Source organism: Sorangiineae bacterium MSr11954 (genome assembly GCA_037157815.1).
Taxonomy (GTDB): domain Bacteria; phylum Myxococcota_A; class Polyangia; order Polyangiales; family Polyangiaceae; genus Pendulispora; species Pendulispora albinea.
Genome location: CP089984.1, coordinates 8030344 through 8055568, shown reverse-complemented (window position 1 = coordinate 8055568; position 25225 = coordinate 8030344). Strand labels below are relative to the sequence as shown.

Genomic DNA, 25225 nt, shown 5'->3' with positions numbered 1-25225 from the left:
CGAAGTAGGGCCCGCACCGCGCCGAGCGGCGAAGTAGGGCCCGCGCCGAGCGGCGAATCAGGGCCCGCACCGCGCGCGCAGGAGGGCCCGCGCCGAGCGGCGAAGTAGGGCCCGCGCCGAGCGGCAACGCAGGCCCGCGCGGCGCAGCGAATCAGCGCCCGCGCCAAGCGGCGAAATATCAGCGAAGCGCCTCCCACATCGCGCGATCGCGCTCCGCCGTCCAGATCACGGGGTGCTCGACCCCATGCGCCTCGTCGAAGGCGCGGCTCACGTCGAAGGGCAAGCAGTGCTCGTAAATGAAGACGTGCGAAAATTCAGGATCCATACGAGCCCGCACGCGCCGCATCGTCTCCTTCAGATCCGCCCCGTCTCGGACCGCGCTCACCGCCGTGTCGTAGAGCGCGGAGATGAAGCGCGCCGTGTAGTCGATGGCCTTCTGCGCCTCGGCGGCGGTTCCGAGCGCGCGGCCGCGGCCCGGGACGAGCTTCTCCGGCCCTAGTGCGCGAAGCTTGCGCAAGGTCTCCGGCCACGCCCCGAGGTGCGCGTCGCCCGTGTAGGCGGCCGACTCGAACTCCACGAGATCGCCCGAGAACAACACCTTCTCCTCGGGCAGCCAAACGATGGTGTCGCCCCGCGTGTGCCCCATGCCGGGCTGCTGCACCTGGACCTCCAGATCGCCCAGGTGCAAGGTCATGCTGCGCTCGAAGGTCAAGGTCGGCCACGTCAGCCCCGGGATGGTCTCGGCCCCCGCGAACAGACGTGGAAAGCGCCCGATCTCGCTATCCATGTCCGCCTGCCCGCGCTCCACGATCAACTCGCGCGTGGCGCGCGACGCGATGATCTCCGTGGCGCCCTCGCCCGAGTACGCGGAGGCGCCGAGCACGCGAACCGCGTGGTAGTGCGTGAGCACCACGTGCTTGATCGGCTTGTCCGTGATGGCCCGGATGCGCGCGATCAGATCGCGCGCCAGCAGGGGAGTGGCCGTCGCGTCGATCACGACGCAGCTGTCCTTGCCGATGATCACGCCCGAGTTGGGATCGCCCTCGGCCGTGTAGGCCCACGCGTGCGCCGAGAGCTGCTCGAACGTGATGCGCTTGGGCTCGACGTCTGCCGTGGAGGCGAACGCCGCTCCTGCCGGTTGCATCGTGATCATGTGCCTTCCTCCCGCTGTCCGAGGTTGTCGAAGCATCCTTCGCCAATCGCCAAATCGACGAATCAGCGAAGCTTGGTGATGTACCAGGCGCCGTGCCACCCCGTCATTTCGGCGATTTCGATGCGCTGCGGCTTGCCGCCTACGTTCAAGGTGAGCTTCGAATGACGAACGCGCCACACCGGCCGCTTCAGATCGTGCTTCTTCACGGGAACTTGCACGGGCGCCGGTCCCACCTCGAGGGAGACGAATTGAATCGGCCCCTTGAGGCGCAACCGCCTCCGCAAGGTGCGCACGTCGCGATCGAAGGATGGGTACATCTTTTTGTCCCATTGCTTGCCGGCGTCGGCCTGATCCCGCGTGTTGATGTACGCGTCGCGCGGATAGACGATGTCGGCCGCCAGCCGCGGATCGCCGTGCGTGATCGCCTCGAGCAAGTGCTTGCCGCGCAGCGCGAGATCCGCCGGATCGGCCACGGGGGCCGGCTCGTCCATCGGGACCCCCGCGTCGCCCGAGAGCGCCGCGCCGGCGTCGCCCATCGCACTGCCCGCCGCGTCCCCCGCGCGGGCATCGGCGAGGTTGGCGTTCGCCTGCGCCAGCGCGGTCGCGGCGGAGGCCTCGGCGCCGGCGTCGCCTTTGGGCTGGCTCTTGTCGTTGCATCCCGACATGACCACGCTGGGGATGACGGCGGCGGCCACCACGGCGACGGCCAAAACGCGAAGCACGGTCAGAGTTCCGCGTCGCATGGTCAAATCACCCCATGCGAACGATGGACGGCGTACGGGGAGTGAACGACGGATCGTGAATCGACGATGGCCTCACGCGAGGTTCGGGAGCGTGACCACGTCGACATGAAGAACCTCGTCGAAAGCACGAATCTCCTGCAGGCACATCTCCGACGGCCGCGACACCACGCGGAGCTTGGCGCACGACGCGCCGCCGCCCTCGAAGACGCTGTTGGTGACCTCTTCGACGTTGATGCCGTGCCGTTTGAGGACCGAGAGCACGTTGGCGAACGTGCCGATCTTGTCCTGCATGCGAATGACGACTTGAAAATTGGCGATCGACGTCGTGGTGACGTTCACGACGTTGGGCACGTGCCCCTCGAGCAAAAAGCTCCGAATGACCCGCACCGTCTCAGTGGCCACCGCGAGCTGCGATTGATCGGTCGCCGCCGCGATGTGCGGCGTACCGTAAATGAAGCCTTCGCTATCGCTGGGGCTCCATGTGCCGGAGGCCTCGGCGCCGGGGGTCTGCGGCCCGAACAAGTCGCTCGCGTACTCCAGCTTGTCGCGCGGCTCGTCGGGGTACACGTCGAGGCCCACCCGCAGCCCGCGCGTGACCACCGCCTCGCGCATCGCCGCTTGGTCGACCAGGTCTGCGCGCGCCGCGTTGATGAAGATCGCGCGCGGGGGCAGCGCCGCGAAGACGCGCTTTCCCACGATGTGGCGGGTGCGCTCGGTGATGGGCAAATGCAATGTCAGGATGTGCGACTTCGACGCCAGATCCTCGAGCGAGTGCGCGTGCACCACGCCCAGCTCCGCGGCCTTCATCGGCGTGAGCGAGCGGCTGAATCCAGCCACCGTCAGCCCGAACGCCTTGGCGCGATGGGCGACCTCGCGGCCCACGGCGCCCATGCCCGCGATGCCGATGGTCTTGCCCAAGAGCCCCTCGGCCTTGCTGTACTCCCCGCGCCGCCATTGGCCGTTGCGCAGGGAGGTGACCGCGTCGACGACCCGGCGATCGACGGCGATGAGGAGACCCATCACCAGCTCGGCCACCGCGGCGGCGTTCTTTCCCGGACAGTTGGCCACATAGATGCCGCGGCGGCTGGCGGCCCGCACGTCGATGGTTTGGTACTCGGCGCCGGCGCGCACGATCAGGTGCAGGGTCTTCGCTTTTTCGAGGGCCGCCGCCGTGACGGGCGTCGACCGAACGACCAGCACGCCCACGCCCGCGATGCGCTCCTCGAGCGATTCTTTGGTGAGGTCGGGCTCGTAGATGACTTCGATCGGAAGCGCGCTGAGCTCTTCAACCGCACGTGGATGCAATTTGTCGGCAATCAAAAGACGCATCGGTGTGCGCGAGAATACTTGGAGTTTGTCTCCTCGTACACGTTTCCCGTCCGGCGCCGTCAAGCACCTGCGGCGCGCGGCGCAGCGCACGGTAGCGCGGCGGGCCGGGATTCCATCACGTCATGATCCAATGGGGACGGTGCGGTCGCGGAGCTTCACGGCGGGCGAGCCCCCTTGGTCGACGAGCACGTCCGCAAGGGCGTGTTGCGCGTGCCGTGAGAAGCGGGCTTCGAACGGTCCGCCGCGTGCGTCCTTCTTGACCCGGGCATAGAGCGCGCCCCGCTCGCCGATGCGCGTGGTGGAGGGATCCCAGTCTTCCTCCGTGCCGTCGCTCAAGGCCAAGACCACGTCGTTGCCGGAGAATTTGAGGGAGGACACGAAATAGGGGGCGTCCTCGACCGTAAAGTAGGTCCAGTCGTAGCCGTTCTCGAGGATGTAGCGCCCGTCGTCGGGGTGCCTCGAGATCCATGTGTGCATGGCGGCGGCGAGCTTTCCGTGCTCGACCTGCTCGCCATGGTGCCAAAAGCGCCCCTCGGCGTCGAGCACGATGGTACTTTCGCGCGAACGGCCCTCCGGTGCTGGGAAACGGAAGAACTCGGGATGATCGCCGGGTTTCGCCATGCCCAGGAGATAACCGCTCCTCCGCCCCTGGCAAGCGATGAGCCAGGATGGTTCGCGCACACGAGGCGCCTCCCGAACCGAGCCGGAAAGGAGCTCGAAAGGCGGCGCTACCTTGACCGCCGCGGCCGCACAACCTAGAAGACAAATGTTTCAAAATTATTTGAAACTTGGTTCGAGCGGGAGCACACGAGCAAAGGAACGAGGCAAGCGGTCATGGCGTATGACGGGTTCGGGGACTTCGCGCGGGCGCTCGAGGAGCGCGGCGAGCTCGTGCGCGTTCGGGAGCGGGTGGACCTCCACCTGGAGGCGTCCGAGATCGCCCAGCGGGCGATGAAGACCGAGGGGCCGGCGCTTCTCTTCGAGAACGTGCACGACTCCAAGCGACCCGAGGCTGCGCCGCAGTTTCCGCTCATCGTCAACGCTTACGGTTCGCGCAAGCGCATGTCCCTGGCCCTGGGGGTCGACGATCTGTCGCAGCATGCGCGCGCCATCGAAGAGCTCATCACATCGCGGCCGCCGTCGGGGGCCCGCGAGCTGGTGGAGCTCGCGCGCAAAATTCCGGAGCTGTCGCATGTGTTCCCGCGCTCGGCCCGCGAAGCGCCCTGCCACGAGGTGGTGCTCACGGGCGACGAGGTCGATCTCGACCGCCTGCCGATGATGACCACATGGCCCAACGATGGCGGGCCATTCATCACATTGCCCAACGTCATCACGCGCGATCCGAACAACGGCAACCGCAACATCGGCATGTACCGCATGCAGCGCATCGATCGAAAGACGACGGCGATGCACTGGCAGGTGCACAAAACGGGCGCCCGTCATTTTCGCGCGGCCAAGGAGCTCGGGCTGAAACGGCTCGAGGTGGCGGTGGCGCTCGGCGGCGATCCCGCGCTCACCTACGCGGCCACCGCGCCCCTGCCCGACGGCATCGACGAGTGGATGTTCGCGGGCTTCTTGCGCGGCAGCGCGGTGCGCACCGTCAAGTGCAAGACCGTGGACCTCGAGGTGCCTTCGGACTCGGACATCGTCCTCGAAGGCTATGTCGACCCCACCGAGGCCCTCTTCGACGAGGGGCCCTTCGGCGATCACACGGGCTACTACACCTTGGTCGAGCGCTTCCCGCGCTTTCACATCACGGCCATCACCCACCGGCGCGACGCCGTGTACCCCGCCACCGTGGTGGGCCCGCCGCCCATGGAGGACGCCTGGATCGGCAAGGCCACCGAGCGCCTCTTCCTGCCGCTGCTCCGCACCATCTTCCCCGAGGTGCGCGATATGCACCTGCCGGTCTTCGGGGCCTTTCACAACCTGGTCATCGTCTCGATCAAGAAGCAGTACCCCTTTCACGCGAACCGGGTGGCGCACGGGCTGTGGGGCGCTGGGCAAATGATGTTCTCCAAGGTGATCTGCGTGGTCGACGAGGACGTCGATGTGCAGAACCTCGAAGAGGTGGGCTGGCGCCTGCTCGCCAACCTCGATCCGAAGCGGGATCTCTCGTTCGTCGAGGGGCCGATCGATCAGCTCGATCACGGCGCGAACCAAGCGCTCTACGGCGGCAAAGTCGTGATCGACGGCACGCGCAAGTGGCCCGAGGAGGGGTACGCGCGCGAGTGGCCCGAGGTGCTTCGCATGAGCGAGGACGTCGTGCGACGCGTCGATGCGCTCTGGCCGCAGCTGGGCATTCCCGGCGGGGCGCGCAAGCTGCCCGAGGCCTCGAATTTTCAAGAGGGGGCCAAAGGCAACCTGCACCTGCAGCGCGTCTTCGACGCCGCGCGTGCCCTCGTAGGGAGAAACCGATGAACGAAACGACCCGACCGCATGGCGCCACCGTTCGCGCCATGTTCGATCGCATCGCGCCGACGTATGACGTGCTCAATCGCGTGATGTCCGCGGGCACGGACCAAATCTGGCGGCGCAAAGCCGTCCGTGCGCTGCTCGAGCGTGCCCCCCGCGGCGCGCTGCTCGACCTGTGCGCCGGCACCTTGGATCTCACGGCGCTCCTCGATCGCGCGCGGCCCGAGGCGCGCGTGGTGGCCTGTGATTTCGCGGCCGACATGTTGGAGCGCGGCAAGCACAAGGCCCCGCGCGCCGAGAGGGTCGTCGGCGATGCGCTCGATCTTCCGTTCTCGGCCGGCGAGTTCGCGGGCGCCATCTGCGGCTTTGGGATGCGCAACCTGGCCGACTTGCCGCGCGGCATCCAAGAGGTGCGCCGCGTGCTCGTCCCCGGCGGCGTGTTCGTGACCCTCGAGTTCTTCCGCCCCGAGCGGACGGTGACCCGCGCGTTCCACGCGGCCTACGCCGAGCACGTGATGCCGCGCGTAGGCGCCCTTCTCTCGGGCGACAAGCAGGCGTACAGCTACCTGGTGCGCTCCATGAAGCAATTCGCGTCCACCTCCGAGTACGAAGCGGCCCTGATCCAGGGCGGCTTTTCCAAGGTGCACACCGTGGGTCTGACCTTGGGCATCGCCGCCATCGTGGTGGCGGAGGTCGCGCCCGCATGAGCACCCCCGCGTCCGAGACCAAGGCGAAGATCGTCGTCGGGGTGACGGGGGCGAGCGGTGCGCCGTACGCCAAGCGGCTCCTGGCGGTGCTCGATCAGCGGCGCAGGGCGTCGGGCGACGTGGAGCTCGCCGTCTGCCTCTCGCCCACCGCGCCGGAGGTGTGGTCGCTCGAGTGCGGCGGCGACGTGCGCGAGCACCTGCGCGAGATGGGGGTGCCCGTCTGGGGCCTGCGCGACTACCGCGCGCCCTTCGCCAGCGGCAGCGCCGGCTGGCAGACGATGATCATCGTGCCTTGCTCCATGGGCACCGCCGCGCGCATCGCGCACGGCATCTCCGACTCGCTCCTCACGCGCGCGGCCGACGTCATGCTCAAGGAGCGGCGCCGGCTGATCCTCGTACCGCGCGAGACCCCTCTCAGCGTCATCCACTTGGAAAACCTCACCGCCCTCGCCCGCGCGGGCGCCACCATCCTTCCTGCAATGCCTGCATTCTACAGCAATCCACGCACCCTGGAGGACGCCGTCGACGGTGTGGTCGCGCGCATCCTCGATCAAGCCGGCATCGGCAACGATCTCATGCGCCGCTGGGGCGAGGGGAGCAAGCCATGAGCGCCCTCGTCGACATGGCCGTCCGGGCCGCGGGGCTCGATCGCGTCCGCGATGCGCGCGCCTCGGGAGCTCCTGTCTCGGCGGACGATCCGATCTTCGAGCAGTGCGATCTCCTGGCCCTCGGCGCGCTGGCCGACCAAGTGCGCGCGCACGAGGTGGGCGATCGCGTGTTCATCTACGTGGGCGCGGCGCCTGCGGCGAGCGAGGCGGACCTGGTGGAGGTGCGCGTGCGGGACGTCGAGCCGGGGGCGCGCGGTCTGCGCTTCCTCCGCGACGTGGCCATCGCGCGCTTGACGGGCCCTCGCGGCGCGCGGGTGCGCATCGATTGGTCCCAGTGCGGCATGGAGCTCGCGCAGGTGGCGCTGGGCTTCGGGGCGAGCGAGCTTTTGGGGATCATCTCCGATCGCCGCGGCCTGCCCATCGCGGACGACCGCACCAAGAAGGTCAAGGGTGTGGGGGCGGTGGCGGTGAGCTTGCTCAAGAGGCAGGAGCTCGAGGGGCTTCTGCAGCGGGCAGGGCGCCGCGCCGAGTTCGTTCAGGAAACGCGGCATACGCCGGAAACGTCAGAAACGAGAGAACCTCGGGAGCCTGTGGCAACACCATGACCATTGAGACCATTGCCCGAAAAGTTCGAGACGGCGAACGACTCGACGAGCGCGACGCGCTGGAGCTCTTTCTCGAGCCGGATCTGCTCCAGGTCGGCGCGCTCGCCAACACCGTGCGCGAACGCATGCACGGCGATCGTACGTACTTCAACCGAAATATGCGCATCGAGGTGACGAACGTCTGCGTGGCGTCGTGCCTCTTTTGCTCCTTCGCCAAGCTGGAAGAAGGATCGCCTGGCGCGCACACCATGAAGGTGGAGGACGCGTGGCGCGAGCTCGAGCAGCGGATGGATGATCCGCCGAGCGAGATCCACATCGTGAACGGGCTGCACCCGGGGCTGCCGTTCTCGTACTACGAGGAGCTTTTGCGCGGCTTCAAGCGCATCAAGCCCGACGTGCACATGAAGTGCTTCACGGCGGTGGAGATCCACTTCTTTGCCCAGCACTACAAGATGACGTACGGCGAGGTGCTCGGGCGCCTGCGCGACGCGGGGCTCGACAGCCTCCCGGGCGGCGGCGCCGAGATCTTCCACGAGGACGTGCGCAAGCGCATCTCCCACGACAAGGCCAACGCCGACGAGTACCTGGAGGTGCATCGGGTGGCGCACTCCATGGGCATGCGCACCAACGCGACCATGCTCTACGGGCACATCGAGACCTTCGAGCACCGGGTCGATCACCTGATGCGCCTGCGCAAGCTCCAGGACGAGACGAACGGCATGCAGGCCTTCATCCCGCTGGCCTTCCACCCCGACGGCAACGGTATGAAGAACCTCCCCGCGCCGACGGCGGTCGACGATCTGCGCACCCTGGCCGTCTCGCGGCTGGTGCTCGACAACGTGCCGCACATCAAGGCGTACTGGGTCAGCCTCACGCCCAAGGTCGCGCAGCTCGGCCTGCGCTTCGGCGCCGACGACATCGACGGGACCATCGTCCATGAAACGATTTACCACGCGGCCGGCTCCCGCTCGCCGCAGGGTCTCAGCTACAACGAGCTGGTGCGCTTGATCCGCGAGGCCGGACGCATCCCGGTCGAGCGCGACACCCTCTACAACGTGGTGCGCGAGCACCCGAAGAGCGCCATCCCCGAGTCGGCCTTGAAGGTGCGCGACCGCAAAGCCGAACGCCACTTGCTCCCGGTGCTGCCATGAGAGTCTCCGCCGTCCAATACCTCAACGCCCGCCCGCTCTACGAACCGCTCCTCGCCAAAAATGGCGAGCGCGCGATGGCCGAGGTCGAGCTCGATCTGGCACCCCCCGCGGAGGTGGCCCGCCGGATCGCCGAAGAAGAGACCGACGTGGGCCTGGTCCCGGTGGCCGCGCTCGCGCAGCTCGGCGACACGTGCTTGGTGCGCGGCGCTGCCATCGCGGCCCGCGGCCCGGTTCGAAGCGTGCTGCTCGTCTCCGAGGTGCCCATCGACGACTTGACCGACGTGGTCCTCGACGCCACGTCGCGCACGAGCAGCGTCCTCGCGCGGCTGGTGCTCCGCGCGCGGCGCGCGGCGGCCGGGCTGCGCGGGGAGCCGCGGGTTCGCGTGCTCCCGCCCGACGTGGCCGTCGCCGAGGTCAAGGGCACCTGCGGCGCGTTGATCATCGGCGACAAGGCGCTGGATATCGAAGACCGCTTTGCGCACAAGCTCGATCTGGGCGCCGCATGGCTGGAGTGGACGGGGCTCCCCTTCGTCTTTGCCGCCTGGGGAGGGCGCGCGGGCGCGCTCGCGCCGGGTGGCGAGCAGCTCTTGCTCGCCGCGAAGAGAGAGGGCCTCGCGCGGCGCGACGCCATCGCCGACGCGTACGCGGCGCAATCGGGGCTCGATGCTGCGAGCTTGCGCAGCTACTTGCAGGCGAACATCCACTACGACTTCGGCGACGACGAGCGGCGCGGCCTCGAGCGCTTCTACCTCGAGGGCCATCGCGCGGGGCTCTTGCCCGCCACCCCGGTGCGCTTCTACGACGATGCGCCGCGCGGCTCCTCGCCCGTATACTCGCCGCCCTCCCTCGACACGATCCTCTCGCGCGCGGCGGAGGGCGATCGGCTCAACGCGGCGGAGGGTGAGCGGCTTCTGCACGAGGCCCCGCTCTTCGAGCTCGGTCTAGCGGCCGACGCCGTGAGGCGCCGCAAGCACCCGCACGGCGTGGTGACGTACATCGTCGATCGCAACGTGAACTACACCAACGTGTGCACCACCAGCTGCCGCTTCTGCGCGTTTTACCGCCCGGTGGGGCACCCGGAGGGCTACGTGCTCTCGCGCGAGGTGCTGCGGCAGAAGCTCGACGAGGTGGTGCAAGCCGGCGGCGTGCAGATCCTCCTTCAAGGAGGGCTCAACCCCGAGCTGCGCATCGGGTACTACGAGGACCTTTTCCGCTGGATCAAATCGGAGTTCAAGCTGGGGCTCCACGCGCTCTCTCCGGAGGAGATCATCCACATCTCGCAGCTGGAGTCGCTCAGCGTGCGCGAGGTACTGGAGCGGCTGCACAGCGCCGGCCTCGACTCGGTCCCCGGCGGCGGCGCCGAGATCCTGGTCGATCGCGTGCGGCGCAAGATCGCCAAGGCCAAGTGCACCAGCGCCGAGTGGCTGGACGTGATGCGCGTCGCCCACCACATGGGCCTGCGCTCGAGCGCCACCATGATGTACGGCACCGTGGACACCGCGCGCGATCGCATCCTGCACCTGGTGAAGCTCCGCGAGCTTCAGGACGAAACGCGCGGCTTCACCGCGTTCTTCTGCTGGGACTTCCAGCACGAACAAGGTGTTCGCATCACCGCGGGCGACACCGGCACGCACCTGTATCTGCGCCAGCAAGCGGTCGCCCGGCTCATGCTCGACAACATCGATCACGTGGGCGCCTCGTGGGTCACCCAGGGGCCCGACGTGGGCCAAGTGGCGCTTCGTTTTGGCGCGGATGACTTCGGCAGCGTCATGTTCGAGGAGAACGTCGTCTCCAGCGCAGGCACCACGTTTTGCATCAACGCCGAGGCCATCGAGCAGCGCATTCGCGCCGCCGGCTTCCGCGCGACCCGGCGCAACGTGAAGTACGAGTGGCTCACGGAACCGGCATGATGCACGCTCCGGGTGTGGCCGCACGCATCGTTCACGCCGACCATGTGCTCCTGGGCGATTCGGCGCCGCTGCGCGATGGCGCGGTGGTGCTGTCGCCCGACGGGACCGTGCTCGACGTGGGCAGGGCGGACGAAATCCGTCCGCGCCACGCGGGCCCGCCGGTGGAGCGCATCGAGGGGATCGCCTTCCCCGGGTTGATCAACGCGCACGCGCACCTCGAGCTGAGCGCGCTGCGCGGCCGGGTGCCGGGCGGGCGCGGTTTTCTCCCGTGGGTCGACGCGCTCCTGGCGCTGAGGCTCGATGCGGCGCCGGAGGAGTCGGACGAAGCGCTGGAGCAGGCGGCGAGCGAGCTCCATGCCTTTGGCACCGCGGCGGTGGGGGAGGTGACCAACTCGCTCGCGGCCGTCGATCACCTTTTGCGGCGCGGCATCCAAGGCTCCATCTTTTACGAAATCTTCGGCATCGGCGCGGACGTCGTGACCCGCACCGAAGCCATGCTCGCCGCGCAGGGCGAGCGAACCAAGGCGTGGGGCCCCGCGCTCACCTACGTTCCGACCGCGCACACCCTGCACACCACGCGCGCCGACGCCGTACGCAAAATCGCGCAGCACGCCAAACACGAGGGCCTCCGCACGAGCCTTCACTTGGCCGAGCACGCCGCCGAGCGCCGCGCCCTCGAGCACGGCGATGGCCCGGTGACGGACTGGCTCCGCGGCCGGGTGCGCGGCGCCACGGACATCGTGTGGCCGAAACAGTCGCCCATCGCCTATGCCGACGCGCTGGGGGCGCTCGGGCCGCACATGCTCTTGGTGCACCTGACCGACGCGCGCCCCGAGGAGCTCCAGCACGTGGCCGGAAGCGGGGCCAAGGTCGTCCTGTGCCCGCGCTCGAACCTCCACATCGAGGGCCTGCTCCCGCCGCTCTTGGCCGTGCGCGCCGCCGGCATCGAGCCCGCGCTGGGCACCGACTCGCTCGCCTCCAACGCCTCGCTCGACGTGCTGGCCGAGGCGCGCGCGCTCGCCGACCGCTTCCCCACCGTTCCGGCCGCGGAGCTGGTGCGCATGGCCACCTACCACGGCGCGCAGGCGCTCGGGCGTCCTCACCTCGGGCGCATCGCGCGCGGTGCGCGGCCCGGGATCGTGGCCGTCGATGTGCCAGGGGCGGCGCAGAGCACCGACGGTGCCGCTCTTTTGCTTCGTCATGTCAAAGCGCCGCGGCGATGGTTGGCCGCCGCCGCGGCTCCGATTGCCTCGATTGCCTCGGTTACTTCGACTGCCTCGGTGCCCTCGGAGGGGCTCTGACGATGCCGCTCGCCGCTCGCCTGCGCAACTACGCCACATTGGTCAGCTTCTCGCACACGATCTTTGCGATGCCGTTCGCCGCCTCGGCGGTGGTTCTGGCGCTGTCCATGCCGCACCCGCCGCTCACCGCGGCGCGCGTGGTGGCGATGCTCATTTGCATGGTGGCGGCGCGCACCAGCGCCATGGCGTTCAATCGCTGGGCCGACCGTGACATCGACGCCAAGAACCCGCGCACCGCGACCCGCCCGATCCAGCGCGGCGATGTGCGCGCGGCGGAGGCGCTGGCCCTCACCGTGGCGTCGGCCGCCGTCTTCGTCTTCTCCGCGTCGACCTTGGGCACCGCGCCCGCGATCCTCGCGCTGCCGGTGCTCGCCGTGCTGCTCGGCTATTCGTACGCCAAGCGTTTTACGTGGGCGGCGCACGCGTGGCTCGGGGTGGCCTTGGCGCTGGCCCCGGGTGGAGCGTGGATCGCGGTGGGCGCGCCCGTGGTGTGGGGCATCGTCGCGCTCATGCTGGCCGTGGTGACGTGGCTGCTCGGCTTCGACGTGCTCTATTCGTTGCAGGACGAGGGCTTCGATCGCGAGGTGGGCTTGAACTCGATCCCATCCCGCTTCGGCGCCGCGCGTTCGCTGGCCGCCAGCGCCGGGGCCCATGTGCTCACCGTGTCGTTCCTCGCGCTCACGGGGGTGCTGCTCCATCGGGGCGTGATCTTCTTCGCCGGCGTGGCCGTCGTGGGGGCGCTCCTGGTGTGGGAGCATCTGATCATCCATCCGCCGGTCGATCCGGTGCGCGAGCGCGGGGTGGCCTCCCGGTGGGCGCGCGCCGACCTGCGCAAGATCGACAAGGCGTTCTTCGATATGAACGCGTGGATCAGCGTGGGCTTCTTTGCCGCCACCCTGCTCGACCAGCTCGTTCGGTCGTAGCCGCGGTAACCTCCGTAGCTCCTCGACCGAAGATGCGCCGTGCGTGCACATCCGTGCACTTTCAAGAAAATGGCGCCTTTTGAAATTTACGAAGCGGTTGGGGCGAATGTGCACCCGTGGTGCATGTTGAGTTGACAGAGCCTGCCGTTTGCGTCATGGTGGCAAAGACTCGTGCACGCGCGCGGGTGGAAAGGGATGGCCATGGATTCACAGAACAACATGCTTGCCGTCCTTCCCACCGCCCACACCACCGCGCTGGACACGCCTATTGTAGGGCGTGGGCCGCGTTGGCGTGCGACGTGTGCAACCGAGATCGCGCCAGGCACGTACCCGATGTCCATGATGAACGGCGCATTCGCCGGGTGGACGTTCACGGTGCGGCCGATCGCCGCGTAACGCCCGCGTTCATCGCGTTCGTCACGTCAAGCGGGGCCATCTCGTTTGGCCCGTCGATGCACGCGAAGCGCAAGGACGAGCACATTCAAACCGTAGTTCGCCGGGTGACGCTCGGTAGCCGCTGGCTGTGAGAGCCCGCTGGCCCGCGTCGTTCGGCAACCGCGAGACCGCAATCGGCGGTTCGCGGAAGAGCGGCTCTGTCACGAGGATTTTCATCCATGCATCTGGAATACGATGTGTCCAGCATATCCCATTTGGGGTGGACCCCCTTTTTCGAGTCTCAACATAGCCAACTTGGAGAGCGCCGCGAGAACGTGACCCCGGCGCGCGTGGTGCTGTCGACGCGCGGGTTTCTCCATGTGGTCGGATCGCAAGGCGTCAAACGGGCGGTGCTCGCAGGGAGGCTTCGTCACGAGGCGGTCGACGAAAGCGAGCTGCCGGTCGTGGGCGACTGGGTCGGCGTGCGCTCCGACGCGGGCTCCGAGCCTTTGCCGGTGGTTCACGTCTTCTCCCGCACCTCGGCGCTGATTCGCAAAGAGGCGGGGCGGCGCACGCAGCCCCAGGTCCTGGTGGCCAATGTCAACACGGTGCTCATCGTGAGCGCGCTCACCGCCGAGCTCAATGTGCGCCGCATCGAGCGCTTCGTGTCCACCGTGCTCGAAGGCGGCGCCACCCCGGTGATCGTCCTCAACAAGGCCGACTTGTGCACCGATCCGGAGCCGCTCTTCCACGCCGTACGCAAGGTCGCGGGCTCCGCGCAGATGATCATCTCGAGCGCGGCGACCGGCGAGGGCATCGACAGCGTTCGCGCCCTCGCCCGGCGCGGCGAGACCTTGGCCCTGGTGGGCGCGTCGGGTGTCGGGAAATCGGCGATCACCAACTGCCTCCTCGAGAGCGAGAGGCAGCGCGAATCGGCCGTGCGCGCGTCCGACGAGCGCGGGCGGCACACCACCACGCACCGCGAGCTGTTCGTGCTGCCCGGCGGTGCGCTGCTCATCGACACCCCAGGGCTGCGCGAGCTCTCCCTGTGGACCGAAGATCCGAGCGCGAGCCCGCGCGGCTTCGACGACGTCGATGCGCTCGCCCAGCGCTGCAAGTTCCACGACTGCACCCACGAGAACGAGCCCGGTTGTGCGGTGCAGCGCGCCCTCTCGAGCGGGAGGCTCGCCGAGGACCGCTTTCAGTCGTGGCGCAAGCTGCAAGCGGAACAACGGTGGCTGGAGGCTCGCCGCGATGGGGACGCCGCGCGCCAGAAGAAGCAGCGGGAACGGATGCTTTGCAAGCTGCAGCGCCAGATGAAGAAGGGGTGAGCCGCAGCCCGAGCGCGTCCGAACGCGCGTCGTCCAAGCGCAACCCCGAGCCGGCGCGTGCGCGCGCGATCGCTACTTCTGCCGCAGCATGCGGTAGAGCGTATCGCGCGCCACGCCCAGCTTGCGCGCCGCCTCGCTGATGTTGCCATCCGACGCCCGCACCGCCGAGGCGGCCGCCTCCCGCAGAACCTCGCTTCGCGTTCGCGTGGGCGGGCTCGCGCCCAAGATGCGCTCGGGGAGGTGCTGGCGCTCGATGGGACCGCTGCCCGCGAGGGCCACGGCATGGGTGAGCGCGTTCTTCAGCTCGCGCACATTCCCCGGCCAGTGGTGCTCCTCGATGTACGCGATGGCCGACAGCCCCAGGATGGGCGCCGGCGCGTGGTGCAGATCGAGCAGCGCCCGCGCGAGCCCGATCCGATCGGAGCGATCGCGCAGCGGCGGAATGCGGATCGATGCGCCGTGGAGGCGGAAGAACAGATCGCTGCGGAAATCGCCGCGCTCGACCATCGCGCCCAGATCGCGGCACGTGGCCCCGATCAGGCGGAAGGAAGCGCGCCGCGGCCGCGGATCGCCCAGCCGGCGGTACGAGCCATCGTCGAGCGCGCGCAGGAGGCTCGCCTGCAGCGGCGGGGGCATCTCGGCGATCTCGTCGAGGAGCAACGTTCCTCCGTCCGCCGCGCCCAAGAGCCCGTCCGACCCACGTTTTCCGGCGCCCGTGAAGGCCCCCGGTGCATAGCCGAACAGCTCGCTCTCGAGCAACGCCGGCGCCACCGCGCCGCAGTTGATGGCCACGAACGGCCCGTTCGCGCACCCGCTCGCCCGATGGATCGCGCGCGCAAAGAGCTCCTTGCCCGTCCCCGTCTCCGCCAAGAGCAGCATCGGCAGGAGCGTCTTTGCAAAGGTCGCCGCCAGACGCTTCGACTCCAGCACCGCCGCGTCCGTCGCGTAGATCGCATCGAACGACGCCGGGATCGGCTCACCCGAGCGCCGCGCCCCCACGGGCAGCTCCGCCCGCGCGACCGCCTCGCCGCTCGGCAGCGGCCCCACCGAGGCGTTCACGTCACCCGCACCGCTCGCACCGTGGGCCACGCCCGCGCCGCCCGCACCATTCGCACGCGCGTCCAGCCGATCGAAGTGCACCACGATCCCGAAGGGGCGCTCGTCCAAGTCCAGCAGCGGATCGAGCTTCACCCGAAATACGGCGTCGCGCGTCTCGAAGCGGGGCTCGCACCCTTCGCGCGCCATGGCCGCGAGGGCGGGGAAGTCCATCCCGAAGAGCGTCTCGCAATCGACGTACGCCCGATCGCGCAGGAACGCCTTTCGCGCCGCATCGTTGTGGACGGACACCGGCCCGCGCGCCTCCACCAAAAGGGCGGGCGTGCTCGACCGGGTCACCAGACGCTCCAGCGCGCCCAAGTTGCGAAAGCCGGCGCGCGCGTGCGAGAGGGCGCGGAGCGAGCGCTCCATCGACGTCGCCGCCGTGCGCACGATCAGCCCGAAGCTCGGATCGTGGCGCTCCATGGGGCCCGTGATGTCGAACACCGCGACCAGCTCGCCGTGCACGTCGAAGATGGGCGACGCGTAGCAAAAGAGGCCCGCGTTTCGATACTCGTAGTGCGCGGGCCCGATGACGGCCACGGGCGACTTCTCGGCGATCGCCGTCCCGATGGCGTTGATCCCGCGCGCGCGCTCGCTCCAATCGGCGCCCTCGACCAGGCGCACCCGCGTCGCGGTGTCGCGGAACGGACCGCCGTCGTGCATCGAGAGGATCACGCCGTCGCCGTCGGAGATGACGGCGCAAACGGATCGGTTCGCGAGCTCGCTCGGCATCTGCAACAGACGCTTTCGCTCCTCGCGAAAGACGCTCTCCATGCGCGCTCTTCGCTCCGCGAGGTGCGCATCGCTCGGGCCGGTCGGATAAGCCTCTCCGTCCCGCCGCAAGCCATAAGCTTCGACTCGAGCCCACCGCGTCGCAAGAGCGCGCCGCTGATCCGCAGCCGTCCCCTCACGCGCGTCCCCAGGGTTTCTTAAAACCAGCACCGGGCAAATGTACGCCCCCGCGCAGGTCCGATCTAGACCGAGCTCGTCGCGAGCCCAGCCGTGCGTCATAGCAGGCTTGAGCTGTCGAACCGTACGACATGACGCGCCGTGTCGTCGACAAACTGAAGCGAATGTCCGTGTGGAGTCGACGACATCTCTTGTGACGCGGCATGGCGGCCCATGCGTTGCAGCGCGAGCCGTGCGTCAAGAATTTTTTCGGGAGGACCCATGCTTTATCACTCACCGAATCACTCCGATTCGAAGGTTCATTTCAAGTCACGCTACGAAAACTTCATCGGAGGAGAGTGGTGCCCGCCCGTCCGAGGGCAATATTTCGAGAACATCACACCGGTGACCGGCCGCGGCTTCTGCGACGTCCCGCGCTCCACCGCCGAGGACGTCGATCGCGCCCTCGATGCGGCGCACGCGGCCAAGCTCCGCTGGGGCAGGACATCGCCCGCCGATCGCGCGCTGGTGCTCAACAAAATCGCCGACCGCATGGAGCAGCACCTCGAGATGCTGGCGGTCGCCGAGACCTGGGACAACGGCAAGCCCATTCGCGAGACCCTCGCGGCCGACCTGCCGCTGGCCGTCGATCACTTTCGCTACTTCGCCAGCGCCATCCGCGCGCAGGAAGGCTCGGTGGCCGAGCTCGATCACGACACCGTCGCGTACCACTTCCACGAGCCGCTGGGGGTGGTGGGGCAGATCATCCCGTGGAACTACCCGCTGCTCATGGCGGTGTGGAAGCTGGCGCCCGCGCTCGCGGCCGGCAATTGCGTGGTGCTCAAGCCCGCGGAGCAGACGCCCGCGTCGATCCTTCTCTTGCTGGAGCTCATCGGAGATCTCATCCCGCGCGGTGTGGTCAACGTGGTGAACGGCTTCGGCGTGGAGGCGGGCAGGCCGCTCGCATCGAGCCCCCGCATCGCCAAGATTTCGTTCACCGGTGAGACGACCACCGGCCGGCTCATTCTGCAGTACGCCTCGGAGAACCTGATCCCGGCGACCCTGGAGCTCGGGGGAAAGTCGCCCAACATCTTCTTCGACGACGTGACGGCCCACAGCGACGACTTCTTCGACAAGTGCCTCGAAGGCTTCGCGATGTTCGCGCTCAACCAAGGTGAGGTCTGCACCTGTCCTTCGCGCGCCCTCATTCAATCGAACATCCATGCAGGCTTCATGGAGCACGCCATCGCGCGCACCAAGAACTACGTACCTGGCAATCCTCTCAACACGACCACCACGGTCGGGGCGCAAGCATCGAACGATCAGCTCGAGAAAATTTTGAGCTACATCGATATCGGTAAGAAGGAAGGGGCCAAGGTGCTGCTCGGCGGGGAGCGCGTGAGGCTCTCCGGGGAGCTGTCGGAGGGGTACTACATGATGCCGACCATTCTGGCGGGCCAGAACAAGATGCGCATCTTTCAAGAGGAGATCTTCGGTCCCGTGGTGTCGACCACCTCGTTCCGAGACTTCGACGATGCCATCGCCATCGCCAACGATACGCTCTACGGCCTCGGCGCCGGCGTCTGGACGCGCGACGCGAACAAGGCATACCGCGCGGGCAGGGCCCTTCAGGTAGGCCGCGTGTGGACGAATTGTTATCATCTCTACCCCGCGCACGCGGCGTTCGGTGGGTACAAGCAGTCGGGCATCGGCCGCGAGACCCACAAGATGATGCTGGCGCACTATCAGCAGACGAAGAACCTCCTCGTCAGCTACTCACCGAAGGCCACGGGCCTCTTCTGACGTGCGGAACGAACAGATGCTCATTCCGCGGGTGCTTGCAACGGAAGCCGCCCTGGCGCTGATCGCTTCTCTGCGCGATGCGCACGGGCCACTCCTTTTCCACCAATCGGGCGGCTGCTGCGACGGTAGCTCGCCGATGTGTTACCCGGTTGGAGAATTTCGCATTGGCGTCAACGACGTCTATCTCGGAGAGATCGGCGGCTGCTCCTTTTACATGGGCGGCAAGCAGTTCGACTATTGGCAGCACACCCAGCTCACCTTGGACGTCGTCCCGGGACGGGGAAGTGGCTTTTCACTCGAGGCCCCTCGCGGCGTCCGGTTCATGGTGCGCTCCCGCGTCTTTGCGGAGCACGAGCTGCGCTCGCTCCCGGTGCTCCGGCGCGGACCTCAGGAGTAATGCTGGATTCAAAAGAGGTTCTCCGATAGCGTGCGCCCTTTGAGGACGCCGTGAAGCAAGGCATCGAGCTCGATCAAGTCACCCGAATCGTCGACGGAGAAACCTACCTCTCGAATATCCAGCTAAAGCTCGAACCGGGCTCCTTTTACGTGCTGCTCGGCCGTACCCGCGCAGGGAAAACGTCGCTCTTGCGGTTGCTCGCAGGGCTCGATCGTCCCAGCTCGGGTGCGGTGCGTCAGGACGGGGTGGATGTGACACGTCGCAGCGTCGGACAGCGCAATGTGGCGATGGTCTACCAGCAGTTCGTCAATTATCCCTCGCTTACGGTTTACGAGAATATTGCATCGCCACTGCGATTGCGCTCCGCGGGCCATCCGGCAGGTGCGTTGGCGCCCGCCGAGATCGACCGCAAGGTGCGGGAGACGGCCAAAAAGCTGCGCCTCGACGCCTTGCTGGAGCGTCTGCCCGCCGAGCTGAGTGGCGGCCAGCAACAGCGCACGGCCATGGCGCGCGCGCTGGCCAAAGACGCCGATTTGCTCCTGCTCGACGAGCCGCTGGCCAACCTCGACTACAAGCTTCGCGAGGAGATGCGGGCCGAGATCCGCCGGCTCTTCCAAGGCCGGGGCGAGGCCGTGGTGGTGTACGCCACCGCCGATCCGGTGGAGGCGCTGCTGCTCGGTGGCAACGTTGTCGTCATCGACGAAGGCCGCATTTTGCAGCACGGGCCGACCCTCGACGTCTACCGCGCGCCGGCGAACGAGAGGGTAGGGGAGGTGTTCAGCGATCCGCAAATGAACGTGCTCCCGGCCGACGTGACGGGGGCCGACTCCGGTGCATCCCGGCGCATTCGCGTCTCGGGCGACGTGGAGTTTCCATTGCCCGCCCATTTGAGCAAGCTTCGCGCGAGCTCGTACCGGCTCGGGATAAGGGCCAACCACGTTCGGCTGGCCGAAAGGTCGGAGGGCGATATCCGCGTTTCGGCGCACGTCGAGATCGCGGAGACCAGCGGCTCCGAGACCCTGGTCCATGCCACCCACGGCAAGGGCACGAACATCACGGCGCAGGTCGAAGGGGTCATTCGCCTGGCCCCGGGGACGGAGATCGATCTCTTTCTCGACGCGGGGCGGCTCTTTGCGTTCCAAAACGATGGACGCTTGGCGGCGGCACCCACCGAGCTGCCGGGCGACACGGGATTCGAGGAATAGGAAGCATGGCACGCATCGAGCTCCGCGGAATTTCGCACACCTATGCGGGCGGCGCGCCCGCGCTCAAGCCGCTCGATCTGGTCTGGGAGGACGGCGGCGCGTATGCGCTCCTCGGCCCCTCGGGCTGCGGCAAGACCACGTTGCTCAACATCATTTCGGGGCTGCTGCGGCCCACCAAGGGCGAGGTCCTCATCGACGGCAAAGGCGTGACCCACGCGCCGCCCGAGGCGCGGAACATCGCCCAGGTCTTTCAGTTTCCCGTCGTCTACGACACGATGACCGTGTTCGACAACCTCGCGTTCCCCTTGCGCAACCGCAGGGTCAAGGAGAGCGAAATCCGCCCGCGCGTGGAGCAGATCGCCGACCTGCTCGAGATGACGAACGAGCTCGGACGGCGCGCGCGCGGTCTCTCGGCCGACGCCTTGCAGAAGATCTCGCTCGGCCGCGGCCTGGTTCGAAAGGACGTGGCGGCGATCCTCTTCGACGAGCCGCTGACGGTCATCGATCCGCACGCCAAGTGGCTCCTCCGCCGCAAATTGAAGCAGATTCACCAGACGACACCGGTCACCCTCGTGTACGTGACCCACGACCAAGTGGAGGCGCTCACCCTGGCCGACAAGGTCGTGGTGATGAACGAGGGGAGCGTGGTGCAGCAGGGCTCCCCGGAGGATCTGTTCGAGCGCCCCGCGCACACCTTCGTGGGGCACTTCATCGGCAGCCCCGGTATGAATTTCCTCCCGTGCACCTTGGAAGGCGATGACGGTGCGGCGCGGGTGGGCAACCACCGCATCCCGGTGGACCCGGCGCAGTGTGCGCGGGCGCGGGCCTTGGGCGGGAGCCTCGTCTTGGGCGTGCGGCCCGAGTTTCTCCGGCGCGTGGAGCCCGAGACCGCGGGCGCCGTTCCCACCACGGTGCGCCAGGTGGAGGAGCTCGGAACGCACGTGATTGCATCGGCGACGCTCCGGCAGGTGGGAGCGCAGGAGGGCGGGCAGAACGACGCGCAGCAGGAGCTGAAGGTCAAATTGCCCGAGGGCACGATCATCGCCGCGGGCGATACGCTCTGGCTCGAGCTTTCGCCGTCGCGCACGACGCTCTACGCGGACGGCCGCGCCGCCTTTGCGTCTTCGGTCTGATTCGGTCTGAGGAGAGAATGGATAAACCCGTCAATCAACGCGCCTGGTTTCTGGTGCTCCCCGTGGTCGCCATCGTGGCCTTCAGCGCGGTCGTTCCGCTGATGACCGTGGTCAATTACTCGGTGCAGGACATCCTCGGCCCCGAGCAGAGGCTCTTCGTCGGCACCGAATGGTTCCGCAAGGTGCTCCACGATCCGGAGCTGCACGGCGCGCTGCTGCGGCAGATCGTCTTTTCGCTCTCCATTTTGGCCATCGAGCTGCCTCTGGGCGTGGGGCTCGCCCTGGTGCTCCCGCGGGAGGGGTGGCGCTCTTCCCTCAGCCTGGTGTTGGTGTCGCTCCCGCTCTTGATCCCCTGGAACGTGGTCGGCACCATCTGGCAGATCTTCGGCCGGGGCGACATCGGCCTCGGCGGCGTGCTGCTCAACGGCTTGGGCATCGAGTACAACTACACGGCCAACCCCGTGCACGCGTGGCTCACGGTGCTCACCATGGATGTGTGGCACTGGACGCCTTTGGTGGCGCTCCTGGCGTACGCCGGCCTGCGCGCGGTGCCCAACGCCTTCTACCAGGCCGCCAAAATCGATGGCGCCTCGCGCTGGGCCATCTTTCGCTTCATCGAGCTGCCCAAGTTGAGCGGCGTTCTGACCATCGCCGTGCTTTTGCGCTTCATGGACAGCTTCACCATCTACACGGAACCGTTCGTTCTCACCGGCGGCGGCCCCGGGAACGCGACCACCTTCCTCAGCCAATATCTGACCACCTTGGCCGTCGGACAGTTCGATCTCGGCCGAGCCGCCGCCTTCTCGCTGGTGTACTTTCTGGTGATTCTGCTCTTTAGTTACATCTTCTACACGGCCATGAATTCCACGAGCGGGGAGGGCGGAAAATGAAGGCGTCGCGCTTTCTGGCTCCTCTTCTGGCTCCGCTTTACCTCTTCGCCAGCTTCGTACCTGTCTACTGGCTCGTGTGCATGTCGTTCAAGACGAACGAAGAGATCCTGGGCAAGTTCACCCTCTTTCCGAGCGCGCCCACCCTCGACAACTACACCACCATCTTCACCGATCCGAGCTGGTACCAGAGCTACATCAACTCCATCACGTACGTGGCGATCAACACGGTCCTCTCCGTGCTGGTCGCGCTCCCCGCGGCGTACGCGTTCTCGCGGTATCGGTTCTTGGGCGACAAGCACCTGTTCTTCTGGCTGCTCACCAACCGCATGTCGCCCCCGGCGGTCTTTCTTCTGCCGTTCTTCCAGCTCTACTCGAGCATCGGTCTCTTCGACACCCCGTGGGCGGTCGCGCTGGCGCACACGCTCTTCACCGTTCCTCTGGCGGTGTGGATCCTCGAGGGCTTCATGTCGGGCATCCCGCGCGAGATCGACGAGACGGCCTACCTCGACGGCTATAGCTTCCCGCGCTTCTTCGCGCGCATCTTCCTCCCGCTGGTTCGCGCGGGGGTGGGCGTGACGGCGTTCTTCTGCTTCATGTTCAGCTGGGTCGAGCTGTTGCTCGCGCGCACCCTCACCTCGGTGGACGCGAAGCCCATCGCCGCCACCATGACCCGCACCGTCAGCGCGGCCGGGATGGATTGGGGCGTGCTCGCGGCCGCGGGGGTCTTGACCTTGGTGCCCGGCGCCATCGTCATCGGGTTCGTTCGCAATTACATCGCCAAGGGCTTCGCCCTGGGGCGGGTGTAATCATGGCGCCGGCGACCATGGATTGGATGGTTTGGACGGTGCCGACGGCGATCTTCTTCATCGTCATCGCCTCGCTCATCGCGTCGTTCACCGTATGGGGGATCGTCTCTCCGCCCGTGGTTCGAAAGGGGTTTCTGCCCATGTCGACCACCCGCGGGGATCGTCTCTTCGTCGGTCTGCTCGGGAGTGCTTTCATCCATTTGATTTGGATTGCTCTTACGGCCGCCTCACCGTGGATGGCGACCGGTATCTCTCTTCTGTACATGCTCGCCGTCGGGCGATGGGGTTAGCCATGAATTTCCTAGCGCGATATGCCCTTTATTTCGGTATTGGAACGGTAGCCACGACGGCCACCGCGGTCAGTTTGGTCGGGTGTAGCAAGAAGGAGGCGGCGCCCTCGCTCGCCGCCACCGCCACCGACACCTCGGCCCTGGAGAAGGCGGCCGAGAAATGGGTCGATCAAGAGTTCACCCCCAGCACCTTGACCCGCGCCCAGCAGCTCGAGGAAATGAAATGGTTCCGCGAGGCGGCCAAGCCCTTCCGCGGCATGGCCATCAACGTCGTCTCCGAGACCATCGACACGCACGTCTACGAGTCGAAGACGATGGCCAAGGCCTTCGAGGAGATCACCGGCATCAAGATCAAGCACGACATCATCCAGGAGGGTGACGTCATCGAGAAGCTGCAGACCGAGATGCAATCGGGCCGCAGCATCTACGATATGTATGTCAACGACAGCGATCTCATTGGAACGCACTCGCGCTACGGCTTCGCCATTCCGCTCTCCGACTTCATGACGGGCGAAGGCAAAGACGTGACCTTGCCCACGCTCGACATCGACGACTTCATCGGCAAGAGCTTCGGCACCGCGCCCGACGGCAAGCTCTATCAGCTCCCGGATCAGCAGTTCGCGAACTTGTACTGGTTCCGTTACGACTGGTTCAGCCGCCCCGACCTGAAACAGCGCTTCAAGGCCAAGTACGGATACGAGCTGGGGGTGCCCGTCAATTGGTCGGCCTACGAGGACATCGCCGACTTCTTCACCAACGACGTGAAGACCATCGACGGCGTGAAGGTCTACGGCCACATGGACTACGGGAAGAAGGACCCGTCGCTCGGCTGGCGCTTCACGGACGCGTGGCTCTCGATGGCCGGCGTGGGCGACAAGGGGCTGCCCAACGGCAAGCCGGTCGACGAGTGGGGCATCCGCGTCGAGGGGTGCAACCCGGCGGGATCGTCGGTGGCGCGCGGTGGAGAGGCCAACGGCCCGGCGGCCGTCTACGCGCTCACCAAGTACATCGAATGGCTCAAGAAGTACGCGCCGCCGGAGGCCGCCGGGATGACGTTCTCCGAGGCCGGCCCCGTCCCTGGCCAGGGCCAAGTGGCGCAGCAGATCTTCTGGTACACGGCCTTCACCGCGCCGCTCACCAAGGCGGGGCTCCCGGTGGTGAACCCCGACGGCACCCCCAAGTGGCGCATGGCCCCTTCGCCCCACGGCCCGTACTGGGACGAAGGAACGAAGCTCGGCTACCAGGACGCCGGCTCCTGGACCATGCTGAAGAACGCGCCGCTCGAGCGCCGCAAGGCCGCGTGGCTGTACGCGCAGTTCACGGTCGCCAAGTCCACGTCGCTGAAGAAGTTCCTGACGGGCCTGACGCCGATCCGCGATTCGGACCTCAAGTCCGACGCGGTCACCAAGATCGCGCCGAAGCTGGGCGGACTGGTCGAGTTCTACCGCAGCCCGGCCAGGGTCGCGTGGACGCCCACGGGCACCAACGTCCCCGACTATCCAAAGCTGGCGCAGCTCTGGTGGCAGAACGTGAGCCTGGCGGTCACCGGCGAGAAGACGCCGCAGGCCGCGATGGACGGTCTGGCCGATCAAATGGACGACGTCTTGGGCCGCCTCGAGCGAACGGGGATGAAGAACTGCTCGCCCAAGTTGAACGAGAAGAAGGATCCGAAATACTGGTTCGATCAGCCGGGCGCGCCCAAGGGCAAAGTGGCCAACGAGAAGCCGAAGGGCGAGACAGTGCCCTACGATCAGCTGCTCCAGGCGTGGAAAGAGGGGCGCGTCAAGTAGGCGCGCTGTCCGAGCTGGGGGGCTCGGAGGGGTCGAGAACGTCGGGTTCGCCCGGCAGATCGGCCAAGGTCACGACGGCGCACACCGCGGCTCCTGGAATGGGGCCGCGGATGTGCGGCATCGGACCTCGTCGGGTTTTGGCAATGTCGACGGGCACGTCGAGCTTGCGCGGGTCGATGCGTAGGATCAGGAGATCCGCGTCGGGCGCGAAGTAGAGGCGGGCGCTCTCGGCGACCTTGTCGCGGTAGGACGTGTGGAGGAAGCCTTCGGTCGCCAGCGACGGGGGAGCGTAGGCGCTGGCGTTGGCCGCGCGGAATGCGTTCCAGTCGGCTCGCGGGAGGATGTGAAAGAGCCATTGCATGGCGACTTGGATG

At 67.3% G+C, this 25225-nt stretch carries 23 protein-coding genes; 17 read left to right on the top strand and 6 right to left on the bottom strand.

Features of this window, described 5'->3' with window-relative positions; translation table 11 throughout:
- Positions 1 to 178 precede the first annotated feature (178 nt).
- The 4 genes from LZC94_31180 to LZC94_31165 all read right to left on the bottom strand — a co-directional run bounded on the left by LZC94_31180 (position 179) and on the right by LZC94_31165 (position 3846).
- The gene (locus LZC94_31180) at positions 179 to 1153 is read right to left on the bottom strand and encodes an MBL fold metallo-hydrolase (protein ID WXB12299.1); all 975 of its coding nucleotides are present in this window, start codon (positions 1151 to 1153) and stop codon (positions 179 to 181) included.
- A gap of 62 nt (positions 1154 to 1215) precedes the next feature.
- Positions 1216 to 1896 (bottom strand): hypothetical protein, encoded by a 681-nt coding sequence (locus tag LZC94_31175; protein ID WXB12298.1) that lies wholly within the window; start codon positions 1894 to 1896, stop codon positions 1216 to 1218.
- A gap of 72 nt (positions 1897 to 1968) precedes the next feature.
- A complete protein-coding gene (locus LZC94_31170; GenBank protein WXB12297.1) occupies positions 1969 to 3225 on the bottom strand; it encodes an NAD(P)-binding domain-containing protein in 1257 nt (418 codons plus the stop codon).
- Positions 3226 to 3345: 120 nt separating this feature from the next.
- Positions 3346 to 3846 carry a DUF1285 domain-containing protein gene (locus LZC94_31165; protein WXB12296.1) on the bottom strand — a complete coding sequence of 167 codons (501 nt, stop codon included), beginning with the start codon at positions 3844 to 3846 and terminating at the stop codon, positions 3346 to 3348.
- A gap of 213 nt (positions 3847 to 4059) precedes the next feature.
- Between LZC94_31165 and LZC94_31160 the strand changes: the two genes are divergently transcribed.
- The 9 genes from LZC94_31160 (at position 4060) to rsgA (ending at position 14551) form a co-directional block, all read left to right on the top strand.
- On the top strand, positions 4060 to 5646 hold the full coding sequence (locus tag LZC94_31160; protein WXB12295.1) for a menaquinone biosynthesis decarboxylase: 1587 nt from the start codon (positions 4060 to 4062) through the stop codon (positions 5644 to 5646).
- A complete protein-coding gene (locus tag LZC94_31155; GenBank protein WXB12294.1) occupies positions 5643 to 6347 on the top strand; it encodes a ubiquinone/menaquinone biosynthesis methyltransferase in 705 nt (234 codons plus the stop codon). The genes LZC94_31160 and LZC94_31155 overlap by 4 nt, the downstream gene beginning before the upstream one ends.
- Entirely contained in the window at positions 6344 to 6955 is a 612-nt protein-coding gene (locus LZC94_31150) for a UbiX family flavin prenyltransferase (protein ID WXB12293.1), read from the top strand. Before LZC94_31155 ends, LZC94_31150 begins: the two co-directional genes overlap by 4 nt.
- Positions 6952 to 7560: a hypothetical protein gene (locus LZC94_31145; protein ID WXB12292.1), complete on the top strand. Its 609-nt coding sequence runs from the start codon at positions 6952 to 6954 to the stop codon at positions 7558 to 7560. The genes LZC94_31150 and LZC94_31145 overlap by 4 nt, the downstream gene beginning before the upstream one ends.
- Positions 7557 to 8711, top strand: coding sequence for an aminofutalosine synthase MqnE (gene mqnE, locus LZC94_31140; GenBank protein WXB12291.1), 1155 nt, complete (start codon positions 7557 to 7559; stop codon positions 8709 to 8711). The genes LZC94_31145 and mqnE overlap by 4 nt, the downstream gene beginning before the upstream one ends.
- Positions 8708 to 10621, top strand: coding sequence for a dehypoxanthine futalosine cyclase (gene mqnC / locus LZC94_31135; GenBank protein ID WXB12290.1), 1914 nt, complete (start codon positions 8708 to 8710; stop codon positions 10619 to 10621). Before mqnE ends, mqnC begins: the two co-directional genes overlap by 4 nt.
- Complete coding sequence (locus LZC94_31130; GenBank protein WXB12289.1) at positions 10618 to 11922, top strand: amidohydrolase family protein; 1305 nt, start codon at positions 10618 to 10620, stop codon at positions 11920 to 11922. The genes mqnC and LZC94_31130 overlap by 4 nt, the downstream gene beginning before the upstream one ends.
- A gap of 2 nt (positions 11923 to 11924) precedes the next feature.
- Positions 11925 to 12845 carry a putative 4-hydroxybenzoate polyprenyltransferase gene (ubiA, locus tag LZC94_31125; protein WXB12288.1) on the top strand — a complete coding sequence of 307 codons (921 nt, stop codon included), beginning with the start codon at positions 11925 to 11927 and terminating at the stop codon, positions 12843 to 12845.
- A 614-nt stretch (positions 12846 to 13459) separates the two neighbouring features.
- On the top strand, positions 13460 to 14551 hold the full coding sequence (gene rsgA, locus LZC94_31120; GenBank protein ID WXB12287.1) for a ribosome small subunit-dependent GTPase A: 1092 nt from the start codon (positions 13460 to 13462) through the stop codon (positions 14549 to 14551).
- A gap of 72 nt (positions 14552 to 14623) precedes the next feature.
- Here rsgA and LZC94_31115 read toward each other — a convergent pair whose 3' ends face one another.
- The gene (locus tag LZC94_31115; GenBank protein ID WXB12286.1) at positions 14624 to 16423 is read right to left on the bottom strand and encodes a sigma 54-interacting transcriptional regulator; all 1800 of its coding nucleotides are present in this window, start codon (positions 16421 to 16423) and stop codon (positions 14624 to 14626) included.
- A gap of 396 nt (positions 16424 to 16819) precedes the next feature.
- Here LZC94_31115 and LZC94_31110 point away from each other — a divergent pair, with 396 nt between their 5' ends.
- Genes LZC94_31110 through LZC94_31075 form a run of 8 tightly spaced genes read left to right on the top strand, consistent with a single transcriptional unit; the run spans position 16820 to position 24851 of the window.
- Positions 16820 to 18340: an aldehyde dehydrogenase family protein gene (locus LZC94_31110; protein WXB12285.1), complete on the top strand. Its 1521-nt coding sequence runs from the start codon at positions 16820 to 16822 to the stop codon at positions 18338 to 18340.
- 16 nt (positions 18341 to 18356) lie between these two features.
- Positions 18357 to 18737, top strand: coding sequence for a DUF779 domain-containing protein (locus LZC94_31105; protein WXB20276.1), 381 nt, complete (start codon positions 18357 to 18359; stop codon positions 18735 to 18737).
- A gap of 50 nt (positions 18738 to 18787) precedes the next feature.
- Entirely contained in the window at positions 18788 to 19942 is a 1155-nt protein-coding gene (locus tag LZC94_31100) for an ABC transporter ATP-binding protein (GenBank protein ID WXB12284.1), read from the top strand.
- A 5-nt stretch (positions 19943 to 19947) separates the two neighbouring features.
- Positions 19948 to 21075: an ABC transporter ATP-binding protein gene (locus tag LZC94_31095; GenBank protein ID WXB12283.1), complete on the top strand. Its 1128-nt coding sequence runs from the start codon at positions 19948 to 19950 to the stop codon at positions 21073 to 21075.
- Positions 21076 to 21092: 17 nt separating this feature from the next.
- The gene (locus LZC94_31090; GenBank protein ID WXB12282.1) at positions 21093 to 21965 is read left to right on the top strand and encodes a sugar ABC transporter permease; all 873 of its coding nucleotides are present in this window, start codon (positions 21093 to 21095) and stop codon (positions 21963 to 21965) included.
- Positions 21962 to 22771 carry a carbohydrate ABC transporter permease gene (locus tag LZC94_31085; protein ID WXB12281.1) on the top strand — a complete coding sequence of 270 codons (810 nt, stop codon included), beginning with the start codon at positions 21962 to 21964 and terminating at the stop codon, positions 22769 to 22771. Before LZC94_31090 ends, LZC94_31085 begins: the two co-directional genes overlap by 4 nt.
- 2 nt (positions 22772 to 22773) lie before the next feature.
- Positions 22774 to 23061, top strand: a complete 288-nt coding sequence (locus LZC94_31080) for a DUF2160 domain-containing protein (protein ID WXB12280.1) — start codon at positions 22774 to 22776, stop codon at positions 23059 to 23061.
- Positions 23062 to 23063: 2 nt separating this feature from the next.
- Positions 23064 to 24851, top strand: coding sequence for an ABC transporter substrate-binding protein (locus LZC94_31075; GenBank protein WXB12279.1), 1788 nt, complete (start codon positions 23064 to 23066; stop codon positions 24849 to 24851).
- On the opposite strand, the gene LZC94_31070 is transcribed toward LZC94_31075, so the two are convergent.
- Positions 24844 to 25212 carry a DUF952 domain-containing protein gene (locus LZC94_31070; protein WXB12278.1) on the bottom strand — a complete coding sequence of 123 codons (369 nt, stop codon included), beginning with the start codon at positions 25210 to 25212 and terminating at the stop codon, positions 24844 to 24846. The two genes, LZC94_31075 and LZC94_31070, sit on opposite strands and share 8 nt — an antisense overlap.
- Between the last annotated feature and the right edge of the window lie 13 nt (positions 25213 to 25225).

Bases quoted from the DNA above. Each gene is read 5' to 3' on its own strand.
- LZC94_31180 (WXB12299.1), bottom strand. From the start codon at position 1,153: ATGATCACGATGCAACCGGCAGGAGCGGCGTTCGCCTCCACGGCAGAC.
- LZC94_31175 (WXB12298.1), bottom strand. From the start codon at position 1,896: ATGCGACGCGGAACTCTGACCGTGCTTCGCGTTTTGGCCGTCGCCGTG.
- LZC94_31170 (WXB12297.1), bottom strand. From the start codon at position 3,225: ATGCGTCTTTTGATTGCCGACAAATTGCATCCACGTGCGGTTGAAGAG.
- LZC94_31165 (WXB12296.1), bottom strand. From the start codon at position 3,846: ATGGCGAAACCCGGCGATCATCCCGAGTTCTTCCGTTTCCCAGCACCG.
- LZC94_31160 (WXB12295.1), top strand. From the start codon at position 4,060: ATGGCGTATGACGGGTTCGGGGACTTCGCGCGGGCGCTCGAGGAGCGC.
- LZC94_31155 (WXB12294.1), top strand. From the start codon at position 5,643: ATGAACGAAACGACCCGACCGCATGGCGCCACCGTTCGCGCCATGTTC.
- LZC94_31150 (WXB12293.1), top strand. From the start codon at position 6,344: ATGAGCACCCCCGCGTCCGAGACCAAGGCGAAGATCGTCGTCGGGGTG.
- LZC94_31145 (WXB12292.1), top strand. From the start codon at position 6,952: ATGAGCGCCCTCGTCGACATGGCCGTCCGGGCCGCGGGGCTCGATCGC.
- mqnE (WXB12291.1), top strand. From the start codon at position 7,557: ATGACCATTGAGACCATTGCCCGAAAAGTTCGAGACGGCGAACGACTC.
- mqnC (WXB12290.1), top strand. From the start codon at position 8,708: ATGAGAGTCTCCGCCGTCCAATACCTCAACGCCCGCCCGCTCTACGAA.
- LZC94_31130 (WXB12289.1), top strand. From the start codon at position 10,618: ATGATGCACGCTCCGGGTGTGGCCGCACGCATCGTTCACGCCGACCAT.
- ubiA (WXB12288.1), top strand. From the start codon at position 11,925: ATGCCGCTCGCCGCTCGCCTGCGCAACTACGCCACATTGGTCAGCTTC.
- rsgA (WXB12287.1), top strand. From the start codon at position 13,460: ATGCATCTGGAATACGATGTGTCCAGCATATCCCATTTGGGGTGGACC.
- LZC94_31115 (WXB12286.1), bottom strand. From the start codon at position 16,423: ATGGAGAGCGTCTTTCGCGAGGAGCGAAAGCGTCTGTTGCAGATGCCG.
- LZC94_31110 (WXB12285.1), top strand. From the start codon at position 16,820: ATGCTTTATCACTCACCGAATCACTCCGATTCGAAGGTTCATTTCAAG.
- LZC94_31105 (WXB20276.1), top strand. From the start codon at position 18,357: ATGCTCATTCCGCGGGTGCTTGCAACGGAAGCCGCCCTGGCGCTGATC.
- LZC94_31095 (WXB12283.1), top strand. From the start codon at position 19,948: ATGGCACGCATCGAGCTCCGCGGAATTTCGCACACCTATGCGGGCGGC.
- LZC94_31090 (WXB12282.1), top strand. From the start codon at position 21,093: ATGGATAAACCCGTCAATCAACGCGCCTGGTTTCTGGTGCTCCCCGTG.
- LZC94_31085 (WXB12281.1), top strand. From the start codon at position 21,962: ATGAAGGCGTCGCGCTTTCTGGCTCCTCTTCTGGCTCCGCTTTACCTC.
- LZC94_31080 (WXB12280.1), top strand. From the start codon at position 22,774: ATGGCGCCGGCGACCATGGATTGGATGGTTTGGACGGTGCCGACGGCG.
- LZC94_31075 (WXB12279.1), top strand. From the start codon at position 23,064: ATGAATTTCCTAGCGCGATATGCCCTTTATTTCGGTATTGGAACGGTA.
- LZC94_31070 (WXB12278.1), bottom strand. From the start codon at position 25,212: ATGCAATGGCTCTTTCACATCCTCCCGCGAGCCGACTGGAACGCATTC.